The organism is Paramaledivibacter caminithermalis DSM 15212 (assembly GCF_900142245.1).
In the GTDB taxonomy this organism is placed as follows: Bacteria; Bacillota; Clostridia; order Peptostreptococcales; family Caminicellaceae; genus Paramaledivibacter; species Paramaledivibacter caminithermalis.
In genome coordinates this window covers 1-14901 of sequence record NZ_FRAG01000018.1, presented here as the reverse complement: position 1 = coordinate 14901, position 14901 = coordinate 1, and the positions used below count along the sequence as shown (strand labels likewise).

Genomic DNA, 14901 nt, shown 5'->3' with positions numbered 1-14901 from the left:
AGCATTTAACTGTTAGCTAAATGAGAAACTTGCATAATTAACACTAATAATTTTGAAATACAATATGCAGATAGCTTTCTTGACTCTTTCTACTACATTTTGCATCCCAAAATTCTTTAAATGTATTATGCAATTTCTTCAAATAATTATAGAAGGAAAATCAAAATAAAATTTTTTTAGATGTAAATATTTATGATGATATATAGGCTATAGATATTATAGATATTCCAGTAAAACAATTAATTTATACATATCAAAAATCCTCAAAAACTCTGGATATTTTGATATGTATAAATTAAGTTTTACTATGGGAAATCTATAAATATGGTATTATTTTTTAATAGCCAAAGAATGGATAACCGCCATAGCCACCGTAGCCGCCGTATCCTCCATAGAATCTTCTAGGTCTACGTCTATGTCTTCTACGTCTTCTGCCTAATAATTCTTCAAGTAATAATATAGTTATTAAATCTCTTCCAAGGTATCCATTATATCTTGTGAGTTTATAGTTTTCTTCAGGATTTTCTATATCTCCATAATCCTTTTTATACTCCTCCTGTATCTCATCTACCATTTGCTCAACCATTTGTTTATTTGGGAATGGATTCATCATTTGATTATGTTCATTGTCATATTCCTCACACTTTTTTTTCACATATGGTGATAACTTATGATATATTTCAGGATACATTCTTTCCGCTTCCCTTTCACAGTAGTACATATAATTGTCATCATATTGATACACTTTTACACTCTCCTTTAACATAAATATCTAGTGAAACATAATGAAACCGATACAATATCATAATATGTATAGATGAAAAAAATGTGAAGGATTCTAAACCTTTACTAATTTTTAAAGTTCCTGTCATAGAAACTACCACAATGAGTTGTACTAAGGAAATCATTATTTTCTAAAACATGATATAATAATACTAGAAATTTATGGTGCATATACAAAGGATAAGGAGGAAGAAAATGACCAATTCTCTAACCAATGAGTTGTATAAGAAAATTTCTGACAAGCTTTTGGAAAAGGACTTATTAAATAAAATCTCATTATCAACAAATATAGTTAAAAATTATATTAATTCAGATGGATTTAAAGATAATATTAATAAAATAGTTATACATAATGATTATTCATGTAAAGCAGTACTAGATTTATGTAAGGAATTAATGGATCCATTAATAAAGAGGAAACTACCTGATGACTTGCTTTTTTATATTTATCAATATGCCCTTAGCAAATCCTTTCCTGATGCAGTAACTATAAGACTTTATGATAGCTTAAGCAATGCTTGCATATTATACCTAGAAGCATTAAGGGTTGTATTAGAAATTCAAAAAATATCAAAGGGAGATAGTTGGGAAAGCAAATATCCTCTTGAATTTTTAAGTGATGAAGAAGAGAATGAACTTGAAAGTATCGAGGAGTATAAGCTATTTAAAGAAGCCTTTGAAGATGAGTATATATATGAGATGATGAAGTTAAACCAAGATGTTATGGGATACAGCTCTCTGCATCATATTTCTGGAGTACATTATTTGGCCCTTTTTATTGCAAGACAATTAAAGGAAGCGGGGGTAGCAGTAGATTTAGGAAGGGTTTCAGGAGCAGCAGCTGGACATGATATAGGGAAGTTTGGTTGTAAGGGGGCAGAAGTAAAAAGAGTTCCCTATCTTCATTATTACTATACTGATGTATGGTTTAAAAAGCATAATATTGTATATATAAGAAATATTGCAATTAATCATTCGACATGGGATTTAGAGGTTGAAAATCTATCTCTTGAAAATCTTATATTAATATATTCAGATTTTAGAGTCAAGAAAAAAGGAAATAAAATGCATATATATAGTCTTGAAGAATCCTTCAATGTAGTATTAAATAAATTAGATAATCTTGATAAGGCAAAGGAAAAAAGATACTCAAGGGTTTATGCTAAGCTTAAAGATTTTGAAGACTATATGTTAGATTTGGGAATAGATGTAGATATAAAATCTAATATAAGACCTTGCAAGAAACCAGAGATAGAGAAAAAATATTATTCTTTAATGCAAGGAGAAGAGATAATTGAAAATCTTAAGTATCTTTCTATAACCCATAATATAAATCTAATGTACAAGCTGAGGGATGAATTCTCATTAAATTCTATAATAGAAATGGCAAGAAGTGAAGAAGACTCCAATAATTTAAGAGGATATCTAAACATTTTTCAAGAATATTCAACATATCTGACTCAAAAACAAAAACTAATAACTATAAGATTTTTATATGAGCAATTAGTTCATCCAGAGGATGATATTAGAATACAATGTGCTGAAATTATAGGAGCATTGATTGCTACCTTTGATGAGGTATATAGAAAAGAAGTACCAGAAAATGTTGAACTAGAACCTCCTGGATATGCTGCCCATGAGTTATTTGATGACTATTTGAGATTATTTTTATTTCCTAGTAGACAGATTATTCAGGCTCATCAGAGATGGATTGGTAATAGTATAAAGCCAATGGTGGCTTCATTGTTTTCTAACTGTCCAAAGCATCAAACTAAGGATTTTATAAGAGTGTTGCTTAAATATTATAGGGAAGATAAGCAGCAAAGCAACCAATTCAAGTTGAATTTAATGAATGCAGCAAAATATATACCAATACATGAGTGTGAAGATGAAGAAATACAGGTATTAATATATTATATAAAGGATAATGTCTATGGACTAAACGATGATTTAAGATTATTAGCCCTTGAAATTGCATGTAATTTAATACCAAAACTCAATAAAGATTCTAATGCATTAAACTATATTATAAATGATTTTTGTTCTAATGTAGAATATTCTCAGCTTGCTGTAGAGAACTTTTTAAAGCTAAAAATTGCTAAACTTCTTGAATTGGATAAAAGTATAATTGAAGAATATGAAGAATTTTGTCTGAGGGATGAAGAAAAGATACCAAGCATGTTTTTAAGTAATCTTAAGACTGCAACGGATTGGGTAATGAAGAAATACCAAGTAGAGCTTATAATGGAGTATACATTAAAAAATCTAGAAAATATGGGCATACATACTGCAATGCATTTTTGTAATCTTCTTAAAGTTAGCGCCAGTGAAAATGTAAGAAACAAAAGTGGAGAAGCTTTAATTAAGATAGTACCTAACCTGCCCTTTGATCAAAGGAATGATATTATAGTAGAGCTTTTAAGGGCTTTGGAAATAGAAGGATATCAATTTACAAAATATATACCTAATTATCTTGGAAGACTTATGCTTTATTTGCAGCCTATTGAGCTAGATGAATTAATAACAGATTTTATAGAGAAAATAAGGCAGTCTAGTCCAAAGGTTATATCACTTTTACTAAAGACAATTGGTATATGTATAGAAAATTATCCAAAATATCGGGATTTTTTTATTGAATCCGAAAAGGCATATAATGATAGATATATAAAAATGTTAGGTATACTATTGAATGGATTAGTAAATAACAATATCCAGGTTAGACAAGTAGCCTTTAGTGTTATTGGTATAGATATTTTTGGTTCCAATAAATTATGTCTAGAGGAGAAAAATAACATATTCAAACTTATTGCTAAAAAGCTTCTTACGTTATTAGGAAATCGAAAAGAGACTAAAGAATTATACTTTTTAACAAATTCTGCTGGACTAAATCATATTTATAGATTTATTTCAGATTATAAATTTTACAATGGTCCTATAATGCTTAAAGAGCAAAGGAAAATTGCTTTTTTTCCTGGAAGCTTTGACCCATTTTCCTTAAGCCATAAGGAAATTGCCAAGGAAATAAGAAATTTAGGTTTTGAAGTATATTTAGCCATAGACGAATTTTCATGGTCAAAAAGAACCCAGCCTAATTTGATTAGAAGAAACATCATTAGGATGTCTATTGCCGATGAATTAGGTATATATTTGTTTCCTAGCGATATTCAAATAAATATTGCCAATAACAAAGATCTTCAAAAACTGCGCAACGTTTTTCAAAATATGGATATTTACATTGCAGCTGGAAGTGATGTAATACTTAATGCATCAGCATATAAAAAAGATGAAGAAGGTTCTATTCTATCCTTTTCTCATCTTATATTTAATAGAAAAAATCTTTACAGTTCAAAGCATAGTGACCTAGAACTTAATAAAATAATTGATAAAATTAAAGGGAATGTAATAAGATTAAGCTTGTCCCTTCAATATGAGGACATAAGCTCTACACAGATTAGGAACTACATAGACCAAAATAGAGATATATCCAGCTTAGTTGACCCTCTTGTACAAAAGTATATCTATGAAAATGGTTTATATAGAAGAGAACCCCAATATAAGACTCTTATTCAAACTAAATCTATTTCTGTAGAGGTTGTAGATGATATTTCAGAAAATTTACTTATTCAGCTTACAGCATTTTTATTAAAATACAATGAAAAATCCTATGATATATTGAAAAACATTTCAAAAAAGCTGTGGCCAAGGGTTATGATTCTAAGAGATATAAAGAATAATGGTAAAATACTAGGTTTTTCAATTTTTCATTGGATACGTTCTACTACTCTATTCAAAGAATTTCAAGACAATACTGTATCGGAATATATACGTAATAATTATGTAGGTAGAATTATTGTTATTGATGGAATATTTGTTGATAAAGACATAAGCTTTCCTAATTTAGAACAGATTATACTTACAGAAACACTTGCTTTTTCTCTGGCAAAGGATTATACCTATGGAATTTTTAGAAATGTAATAAGTGGGTATAATTGTAATACATTACATGAAGACTTAGAGCTTCAAGGATTTCAAATGATACCTGATTGCGATAGGAATAATCCAGTTTTTACAGTGAATATGATAGCACCATGTACCTTATATCTAGGGGTTGAAACCTTTATAAAAGAACCCTTTGTCAGCAATTCAAAGGTCATAGCTGCTATTAATCGATGTAGAAAAAGACTCCAAAGGGCTATAGTTAAACTTTATCCTGGTAATCTTGTACTCGCTATTGATAAACAAATGGTTTATGAGAATCTTATAAAAAAAATATGTGATGAAAATGGAGTTCCTATTACTCCTAGTATTCCTAGAAAACTAGGTAAAGATATGTGTGTTCCATTTGGACAAATACTAAAGGGTTATATAATACCAAATACTGTAACTAAATCTATGCACACAGAAAAATATTTTTGGCCCTATATAAAGGACTATGAAATAAGGGCTTATCCATATTATATGAATTTGGAAAATCAGGTTAAAATGATTAAATCCTTTGATAGGCCACTGATATTAGTGGATGATTTATTACATAAAGGATATAGAATAAAAGCCCTTGATCCAATACTCAAGAAGGTTAATGTAGAAGTTAAAAAGATTTTTGTGGGGATACTTTCGGGACGAGGAAAGGAGCTTATGGATATTCAAGATAGGGAAGTCGATTTTGCTTATTTTATACCTAAGTTAAAGGTATGGTTTAATGAGAGTGCAATGTATCCATTTATAGGTGGAGATACCCTTTGGAGAGGTGTTTATCCTAAAAGAAATTTAGTTCCATCAATCAACCTAATACTGCCATATACCTCTCCAACCTTTATTAAAGAAACTTCTAATGAGGCAATATATAACCTATCAAGGGTTAGCATAGAAAATTCCATAGAGATATTAACGGTTTTAGAAGCAGAATATCAGAAGATAAATGAGAGAAGCTTGACCTTGGCACATTTAGGAGAGGTATTTATTTCTCCAAGATGTCCTGATCATGGAGAAAATATGAATTATGACCTAAAACTTAATCCATCCCATTATTTAAAAAACGACCTGACACTTTTAGACCGTCTCAAATATACAATATGTAATGAGTAGAGGAGATGAAAGATGTTCTATTATAAGCTAGATAACAGAATACTTTTTTCTAATATTAAGTATGATAATTTAGAAGAAATAAGTGAAAGTTCTGCTATGGAGAGCAAGGATATAATCTACTTTTTAAAGAAAATGCAGCCTTTAAAGTCAAGAAGAAGCTTTTGTATATCGGATCCTTCTCTACTATTTATAGAGGAGGAGGGACTCAATCTTTTAAAAAAGAATGAATTATCGGGCTATACTTTGCCTAAGTGGATATTAGATAAGATAAGTCATAGAAGGGTCGCTTGCATAAATACTGAGTATCGGAATTGGAGGGACCTACTCAAGTATTCATTACCTTTAAAGCCATCGAAATGGAGGGTTAATGTTCTAGGACTTGGAGATGTCGGAGGAATTTTAGTTACGGGACTTAGATTATTAGGTGGAGATTATATTTCCCAGATTGGAATATATGATAGAGGAGATAATAAAAAAAGGAGATGGGTTCTTGAAGCAAATCAAATACTTTCAGCCTTTGATGAAAGACTCTATCCCAATATTAAAGGAATCGACCTTGAAGAGCTTTTTGATTGTGATATGTTTGTATTTTGTGCCAGTGTGGGAGTACCTCCAGTTGGTGAAAATGTAAAGGATGTTAGAATGATTCAGCTTCAAGGAAATTCAAAGGTCCTGGCTAATTATGGGAAAATGGCAAGAAAAACTGGATTTAAAGGTATATTTGCAGTAGTATCAGATCCTGTGGATTTACTATGCAAATCAGTTTTTATAAGTAGTAATACCAATGAAAATGGAGAAATGGACTATGAAGGATTGGCACCAGAGCAAATAAGGGGATATGGGCTTGGAGTTATGCATGCTCGTGCAGCCTATTATGCAGCTTTAAACACAGAAACTGCCCATTATATAAAGGAAGGAAGAGCATATGGTCCCCACGGTGATGGACTTATCATTGCTGATAGTATAGAAAACTATAATCCAGATATTTCTATGTATCTTACCAGAAAAGCAAGGGAGGCAAATCTAGATGTTAGAGAAACTGGATTTAAGCCCTACATCGCTCCAGCCCTATCGTCGGGAAGTTTATCTTTAATATCAACTATTAAGGGAGATTGGCACTATAGTACAACATATATGGGTGGAGTTTTTATGGGAGCAAAGAATAGACTGCTTGCTACAGGGACAGAAATAGAACGATTAACTTTACCAAAGGCATTATTAGGTCGCTTAGAAGAAACCTATAAAAAACTGGAGAGTATTATATGAAAAAATTATTTTTGATTATGCCAGGTGAGATATCTGATAGACTTTCAAAAATGGTTAAAGCAGCTACTGAAGGAATAAATACTTATATAATTGATGATGATATTAATATGCCAGATTTGAGAAATAAGAAAATAGTTTTTGCTGTGGAGCTTGATAATTTAGGCTATAACATTCCTGTTTTCCAAATATTATCGAAACTATCTAAAAGAGGAAGAGATGCCCTTTATGGATCAAATGCTGTTTTAATAATCCATAGTTCCAACGAATTATATACTAAAAGTACAGCACAGGATATAATTTTTAAAGCTAACCAAATGGGATGTCGTTTTCCAGGACATCCATTGATAGAAGCTATAAAGGATTTGAAAAATTTTAGGACATGGCAAAAATGTTTAAACTTGTCCCTGGATGAGATTAGTCTGGAATTATGTAGAAAGCTGGGTATGAACCTTATAGATGATATACCAAGGCTTATAAATAGACCTAGGATTGTAGCACTGCATGCCAGCTCTCATGTAACATCCAATACTTTAATGTTATGGAATATGACTAAAGAACATCTTAAAAATTGTGATATTGAAGAATACCATGTTGAAAATGGAACTATAGTAGACTGCAAGGGCTGTTCCTATACCACATGTATGCACTACAGTAAGCAAAATTCCTGCTTTTATGGTGGAATGATTACTAAGGAAATTTTACCAGCAATTGAAAGGGCAGATGCTGTAATATGGATATGCCCAAATTACAATGACGCTATATCTGCAAAACTAATGGCAATAATAAATAGGATGACTGTACTCTATAGGCGAATTAAGCTTAATAGAAAAACGTTATTTGGAGTAATAGTATCTGGAAATTCTGGTTCTGATTCTGTGGCAAAGCAATTAATTGGAGCTTTAAATATTAATAAAGGCTTCAGATTACCTCCATACTTTGCTATAATGGCTATAGCAAATGATCCAGGTGAAATAATGAAGGTAGAGGGTATTAATGAAAAGGCAAAGGAATTTGCTAACATTATTATGAGTGAGACTAAGGCATAGATAGGTAAAAGAGAAAGATGAGTTTAACAAATTTTACATTTTTCATGAAACTTTTTCCATAATAAAATCGTCTATTATATAATAAAGTCTTCGAATTAAATCTTTTATTAAGAAACTTTTAAGAAAATCGCCAAAAATAGAACTACTAATTTGATATAAAATAAATTATAATAGACTTTAGGTGATGGGAAATGAGAAAATATTTGATATTTACTTTGATGACTGTTTTTCTATTGACATCATGTTCCAATGACAACATAAAAAGTGCCATGAAAAATCTTGAGTCGGATAACAGGCTGCTACAAGATCAGATACAAAAATTGGCAAAAGATAACGAGAGGCTTAAAAAGGAGAACAATGAACTCATTGAAGCAGCTAAGGAAAATGATTTAAAGATTGATAGGTTAACTAATGAAATAAAGTTATTTCAAAAAGGACAGTTTTTTAATAATGAAGATATTAAAAAAACAAAGGTTTTAGATGCAGATTTGAATAATAATGGGAATCAAGACATTATTAAACTTGAATGTACAGATACTAAATACTATAGATTATCTATAAATGATATTTCTATAACTAGTATAGGAGTAAATGTGGATTATGATTTTAAAGTGGTGGATATTGATATTGAAGATAATATAAAGGAAATTGCTGTAAGTGAATTGGGAAATGATAAAAATCCAAAGACTAGCTTTTATAGATACAGTATAGATAATATAATACATATAGGTGAGATTGAAGGGCATATTGATGATATAATGATACATGGTGATGGTACTTTAACTACATATTCAAAGGCTAATGTTCTTTGTTCATGGTCCTACAGAGATAAATACAAGCTTTCAGAAGCCCATGTGCTTGTAAATGAACCTAAAGAGTTATATGAAATGAATCATAAGGTGAAGGTTTTGAAAAGCATACCTTTATTAAAATCTACAACTGAAAATGAAATGATAGCAGCCCTAACGGTAGGAGAGGAAGTAACTTTACTATATAGTGATAACAAAAGATGGTGTCAAGTAGAAAAGGAAAATGGGCTAAAGGGCTGGTTTGAAATAGAAAACTTTGATAAAATCAAAGGAACAGGTTATAGTGCGAAGGATGTTTTTGAAGGAATAGATATTGATGACTGATAAAAAAACCTATTAATTAAACTAAATTAGTTTAATTAATAGGTTTTTTTGCTTGAAAATAGTAAAAAAAATCTCTATATAAAAGGATATGGAAAAAACTTTAAAAAAAAATTACACAAAATACAAATTTTGACAACATTTTTGCGATAATTTGTGTATAATAGATATAGATATTGAAGATATAAATTATTGGTGTGTGAAATTTATAGGGGGAATTATATGTTGCTAGATTATGTATATGTTGCAGCTTTTGTATCTTTTCCAGATGCTGTATTTATACTTTTGTTGGGTTTTAATCTTTCAAATATTAGAGATATAAAATTATCAAGGTTTCTAGTTATTGGAGGTATTCAATCTGTAGTTGCCTTATTTGTAAGAATGGTTAATATATATTTTGGATTTCATACAATAATGCAAGCTATTTCATTATATTTATTAGTAATGATATTTTTAAAAATTAAATATTATAAAGCTATAATTCCAGTATTAATAGGAATTTTATCACAAGGAATAATACAAAGCACTATACTACCAACCATTGGTGTTATTTTTGAGTTTAAAATGACTGACTTATACTATAGTTCTATGAAATTAATTTTAGCCAATATACCTATTTTTTTAGTATCATTAATTCTATTGATTGCTATTAAGAGAAAAAATTTATTTTTATGTGATATTAATGATTAGAAGGTGGTAATTTTGAAAAATAGAAACAAATACATAATTATTTTAACCATGTTGTTTCAGTCAATGGTTATAATTATACTTGACTATTTCATACTTAACTCAGTTACTTTAAATATGATTAGAGAGAATATATTTTTAAATTATGTTCTTATGATTGTAATAGCTGTAACAACTGTTCTAATGTTTATTTCCTTGAAAAAATTTAGCTATTATGAAAAAAAAGAAGCAGAATTCAAATTAATAAAAGCTAATATGGAAAGTACAGAGGAATTGATAAATTTATTAAAATCTCAACGAGATGATTATCTGACTCATATACAATCTATAAATGCACTGGTCTATCTAGAAGAATATAAAGAATTGTCTAAGTACTTAAAGGGCATATCTGAAAATTATAGATTCAATTGTGAAATTATAAAGGTAGGACATCCTGCCCTTACAGCATTAATTAATGTCAAAAGGGAAATAGCTCGCAAAAAAGGGATATTCTTTTACGTTAAATGCAAAGAGCAAATAAAGGATATGGAAATACCGTCTTGGGATTTATGCAGTTTGTTTTCTAATTTATTTGAAAATGCAATAGAAGCTGCATTAATGGCAGAAGGTAAAAAATGGATAAAATTGATTATTAACTATTATGAGGATAATTACGTATTTCAAATTGAAAACACGGGTCAAATAGAAGAAACCATTATGAATAATCTCTTTAAACAAGGCAATACCTCCAAGTCTTCTCCAGGAAGAGGATATGGACTATATATTTCCAAGAAAATTGTGGACAAGTATGAAGGTAATATAGATATAAAAAATACAAATCTTGGCACAGTGGTAGCTACTATTAAATTGCCTGGAAAGGTAGAAAATTATGATAAAAAAATTAGCTGATAATATTTCAAATTATATAGTTAGGGAATTAAAATATGATGACAAAAGGAGAGAAATAATTTCCTATGGACTTGAGGTTTTTTTAGGAACCTCAATACAAACAATAAGCATATTAATCCTTGCATATTGTTTAAATATCTTTAAGTCCACAGTATTTGTATCCATATCATTTATTATTTTTAGAAGGATTATCGGAGGTAGTCATGCTAATACCTATAAAAGATGCTATTTTTTTAGTATTTTTATAATGCTTTTAGCAGGTGTATCAGGAGAAATAATAAATTTAGAAACTATACACATTTTAATATCAATTTTATTGGTATATATATTGGCTGTTATAGCTACAATATTATGGATTCCTGCAGGCACTGAAAAGAAGCAGATAAAAAATAAAATCACAAGAAGAAAAATAAAAATTGAAACAATTATTTTATTGACGATTTGGGCTTTAGTATGTAGTTATCTAAGCAATATAGGGACATTTAAATATGTAATATCATGCCTATTAGGTGTTATTCTAGCATTTTTCTTAGCAACTCCATTAGGATATAGATTTATTAGCTTCAAACTAATTAAGAACAAATCTAAAATAAAGGGGGGATAGTAATTATGTTAAAAAACTTAAAGGCTTTTCTATTATCATCAGCAGCTTGTTTGTTTACATTAATAGCCATGAGTGGTGTTAGTACTAAGAGTATGCTTTTTACTTATGAGCCAGATATTCCAGAAAGCATAAAGAGAGATTTATAAATTAAGATTTAAAGCTTGGTGAATGTATTGATACCAAGTATATAAGAAAAATGCTAGAGAAAATTACATCTAAAAAACATGACAGGGAAGTATTCCTTGTCATGTTTTGTTTTTTGGATTTTCAAGGAATTTTTAATACCAATAGCTTTAAAAGATATGCTATAATACGAGATGGAGCCAATAAAGATATAAAAATATCATGGAAAGTAAAACTATATAAGCATTGAGACTTAGAGTCATGGGTTTAGAGTTAGTATAATTATAGCTTTCCTGTTTTTTACATACTTGAGATATCAAGGAGTAATTAAATATACCTAAATAGACCTACTTGTTTACATGAAATAGGAGTTACATAACTTGAAGAATATAATGCTTAATATATCAAGAATAACTAAATTTATAAGTGAACTAAAGTATAGCTTAAATGAAATGTTGACTGATGTAAAAGGAATATAGGATGATTGTACATTGATAGCAATAGAAATAAAGTAAAGTAAAGGGATGAGGATTTATATGATGAAAAGAAATCAATACATTCTATATGGATTAGATAAATATAAAGAAGTTATTGATGAAATTATTACTGAATTTGATATTTCCTATGATAGCTTTGATGTAAAGCTTATACTGACAGAAGCTTTAACCAATGCATTCAGTCACGGGAATAATAAAAATGCAGATAAGATAGAATTAAAGAAAAATGTTTTAATAATACAAAAAAACATTAACCATCATTAGAATTTTATAGTGTATGTAACATAGGATGATAGAATGGAGGTTATACATGATGACAAGTTTAAAAACAAAATTAGTATTGATGTTTTTCATATTTATTTCATTTTCAAGTATTGCTTTAGGTACTATTTCATATATTATGACTTCTAGTTCAATACAGCAAATGATAGAGCAGCAATTAGGGGATATTACAACAGAAACTGCAGAATCTATGGATCAAGCTATGGATTCAGTTAGTAAATATGTTATGCTGCTGAGTCATAATGAAGATTTAGGAAAATTTGCTTTAGGAAATAATGAAGAAAAAGATCAAATTTTCAAATATTTAGCAAAGCTACAAAAGGAAAATAGTAATCAGATAGAAAAACTGATTATTACGGATTTATCAGGCAAAGGCATTTTAAGCAGTGATGATATAAGCTATAGTATAGACTTAAGTGATAGAGAATATATTCAAGATGCTTTAAAAGATAAAAAAGGCGTAAGTGATGTATTAATATCTAAGGTTTCAAATAAACCAATAGTGGGAATTGCTTATCCTTTAAAAATTAATAATAAAATTGTTGGAGCAATAGCAGCAACAATTGATTTTCAAAATATTTATAAATATGCTTCAACAATAAAGGTAGGCGAAAATGGGTATGCCTATATGATTGATAAAAAGGGATATTTTGTATACCATCCCGAAGGAAAGGGAAAAATGGAAGAAAACTTAGGAGAAACAGATAACACTGAATTAAAGCAACTTGTAGAAAAAATGAAGGCAGGTGAAACAGGTAAGGGATATTATACATATGAAGGGGTTAGAAAATTTGTTAATTTTACCTCTGTATCTGATTGGATAGTAGTAGTGACTGCCAATTATAATGAATATATGGCTCCAGCATTTGGAATTAGGAGGAACACAATATTAATTGCTACAGCTTCAGTAATTATTTCAATGATATTAGCATGCTTTTTTTCAAGTAGAAACATAATAAATCCTATTAAAACCTTGGAAAGTTTAATGATAAAAGCAGGTGACGGTGATTTAACCGTTAGATTTAATTTGAATACAAGGGACGAGATACAAGTATTAGGTGAATATTTTAATACAATGATCGAACATCAATCAAATATTGTAGATAATGTTAGAAAAGGCTCTAAGGAACTTGCTTCTGTTTCTGATGAAATGGTTGCTTCATCTGAAGAAATAAGTGCATCAGCTGAACAAATTGCTAATAATACTCAGGTAGTTTCATCTAATGCAAACAAACAAAATGACTTGGTAGTTGAAGCTTCTAAAGTTCTAGTTGAATTTTCAAGTTTTATTCAAATAGCTCAAAACAGAGCAAATATAGCAAAGAATAATTCCCATGATACCATGAATGCTGCAAAGGAAGGACGTATTAGTTTAAAAAATACAATTGATGCCATTGAAAATATAAGAAAAGTATCATTGGAAACTGAAGACATATTACAGGTATTGAATGAGCTTTCTAATAAGGTTAGTGGTATAATTAATACTATAAACAATATCTCTGCTCAAACAAATTTGTTAGCATTAAATGCTTCTATTGAGGCGGCTAGAGCAGGGGAACATGGCAGAGGTTTTACGGTTGTAGCCAATGAGGTTCGCAAGCTATCAGAGCAAACAAATATTGAAGCTAATGAAATATCTTCATTAATAAACGAAATGGTAATTCATATAAATAAAGCAGTAAAATCAATGGATTCTAGCAAGCACGCTGTAGAAGATGGAGTAAAAGTAGCTAAGGATACTGATAAAGCTTTTGTTAAAATTATAGATGCAGTCCAGCAAATAGTAGAGGATATTGAGAAAATAGTAGAGGCTACAAAGGATGAAGTTGCAGATTCTGATCAAATAATAAAACTTATTGATTCTGTTGCAACTATTGCAGAAACTACAGCATCAAATAGCCAGCAAGTTGCTGCTGCTACTCAAGAACAAACTTCAATAGTTCAAAATTTAGCTTCTACTTCAGAAGAGATTAGTGCTATGGCAAATAATTTAAATGAGCTTGTAGAAAAATTCAAAATAAGGGGTGAAATAGATGAAGACAACAAGCATTTTAATTCCTGAAAATTTTGCAGTTGATGAAGCTTCTGAGTTTAGAGAAAAGCTTATAAAATTAACTGATAAAGGTGAAAAGTATTTTTCTTTAGATTTTAGCAATTGTTCCTTTATTGATAGTACAGGACTTGGAGTAATAGTGTCAATTTATAACTCAACTTTCGCACATAAAAATCATTGAAAAAAACTGAGATTTGAATGAAAAATTCAAAAAATATAGTAAGAACATTCCCTTTTCTTGATATAATAGATTCACCACAAACCAAATATCAGAAAGGAATGTTCTTAATGAATACTATTATATCAGAAAAATGTGGTGATGATAAAAAAATTAAAACTATTATAGATAGTTTCTTTAAAGAATACAAAATTGGTACATTATTAAAGCAATCAAATTTCTATAAACAAAAAGGTTTTTCATGTCTTTTAGTGTTTAAGTACATTTTTATGCTTATTT

13 protein-coding genes are annotated in these 14901 nt (G+C 29.4%); 12 read left to right on the top strand and 1 reads right to left on the bottom strand.

Features of this window, described 5'->3' with window-relative positions:
* Positions 1–337 precede the first annotated feature (337 nt).
* Complete coding sequence (locus BUB36_RS08680) at positions 338–745, bottom strand: hypothetical protein (protein ID WP_073149066.1); 408 nt, start codon at positions 743–745, stop codon at positions 338–340.
* Between the two features lie 233 nt (positions 746–978).
* On the opposite strand from BUB36_RS08680, the gene BUB36_RS08675 reads away from it, so the two are divergent.
* The 12 genes from BUB36_RS08675 to BUB36_RS08620 form a co-directional block, all read left to right on the top strand.
* Positions 979–5868 carry a nicotinate-nicotinamide nucleotide adenylyltransferase gene (locus BUB36_RS08675; protein WP_073149064.1) on the top strand — a complete coding sequence of 1630 codons (4890 nt, stop codon included), beginning with the start codon at positions 979–981 and terminating at the stop codon, positions 5866–5868.
* A gap of 12 nt (positions 5869–5880) precedes the next feature.
* Positions 5881–7134 (top strand): lactate dehydrogenase, encoded by a 1254-nt coding sequence (locus BUB36_RS08670; protein WP_073149062.1) that lies wholly within the window; start codon positions 5881–5883, stop codon positions 7132–7134.
* Complete coding sequence (locus tag BUB36_RS08665) at positions 7131–8180, top strand: flavodoxin family protein (protein WP_073149060.1); 1050 nt, start codon at positions 7131–7133, stop codon at positions 8178–8180. Before BUB36_RS08670 ends, BUB36_RS08665 begins: the two co-directional genes overlap by 4 nt.
* A 191-nt stretch (positions 8181–8371) precedes the next feature.
* Positions 8372–9313: an SH3 domain-containing protein gene (locus tag BUB36_RS08660; RefSeq protein ID WP_073149058.1), complete on the top strand. Its 942-nt coding sequence runs from the start codon at positions 8372–8374 to the stop codon at positions 9311–9313.
* Positions 9314–9532: 219 nt separating this feature from the next.
* Positions 9533–10000 carry a hypothetical protein gene (locus BUB36_RS08655; protein WP_073149056.1) on the top strand — a complete coding sequence of 156 codons (468 nt, stop codon included), beginning with the start codon at positions 9533–9535 and terminating at the stop codon, positions 9998–10000.
* Positions 10001–10012: 12 nt separating this feature from the next.
* Entirely contained in the window at positions 10013–10885 is an 873-nt protein-coding gene (locus tag BUB36_RS08650; protein ID WP_073149054.1) for a sensor histidine kinase, read from the top strand.
* Positions 10866–11489 carry an accessory gene regulator ArgB-like protein gene (locus BUB36_RS08645; RefSeq protein WP_073149052.1) on the top strand — a complete coding sequence of 208 codons (624 nt, stop codon included), beginning with the start codon at positions 10866–10868 and terminating at the stop codon, positions 11487–11489. The genes BUB36_RS08650 and BUB36_RS08645 overlap by 20 nt, the downstream gene beginning before the upstream one ends.
* Before the next feature lie 5 nt (positions 11490–11494).
* Positions 11495–11635 (top strand): cyclic lactone autoinducer peptide, encoded by a 141-nt coding sequence (locus BUB36_RS19090; RefSeq protein WP_084111877.1) that lies wholly within the window; start codon positions 11495–11497, stop codon positions 11633–11635.
* 513 nt (positions 11636–12148) lie between these two features.
* The gene (locus BUB36_RS08635) at positions 12149–12373 is read left to right on the top strand and encodes a hypothetical protein (protein ID WP_073149050.1); all 225 of its coding nucleotides are present in this window, start codon (positions 12149–12151) and stop codon (positions 12371–12373) included.
* Between the two features lie 46 nt (positions 12374–12419).
* Positions 12420–14453 carry a methyl-accepting chemotaxis protein gene (locus BUB36_RS08630; protein ID WP_073149048.1) on the top strand — a complete coding sequence of 678 codons (2034 nt, stop codon included), beginning with the start codon at positions 12420–12422 and terminating at the stop codon, positions 14451–14453.
* Positions 14425–14625 carry an STAS domain-containing protein gene (locus BUB36_RS08625; protein WP_084111875.1) on the top strand — a complete coding sequence of 67 codons (201 nt, stop codon included), beginning with the start codon at positions 14425–14427 and terminating at the stop codon, positions 14623–14625. The genes BUB36_RS08630 and BUB36_RS08625 overlap by 29 nt, the downstream gene beginning before the upstream one ends.
* A 17-nt stretch (positions 14626–14642) precedes the next feature.
* On the top strand, positions 14643–14901 hold a 259-nt coding region (locus BUB36_RS08620; protein ID WP_330390459.1), incomplete at its 3' end, for a hypothetical protein.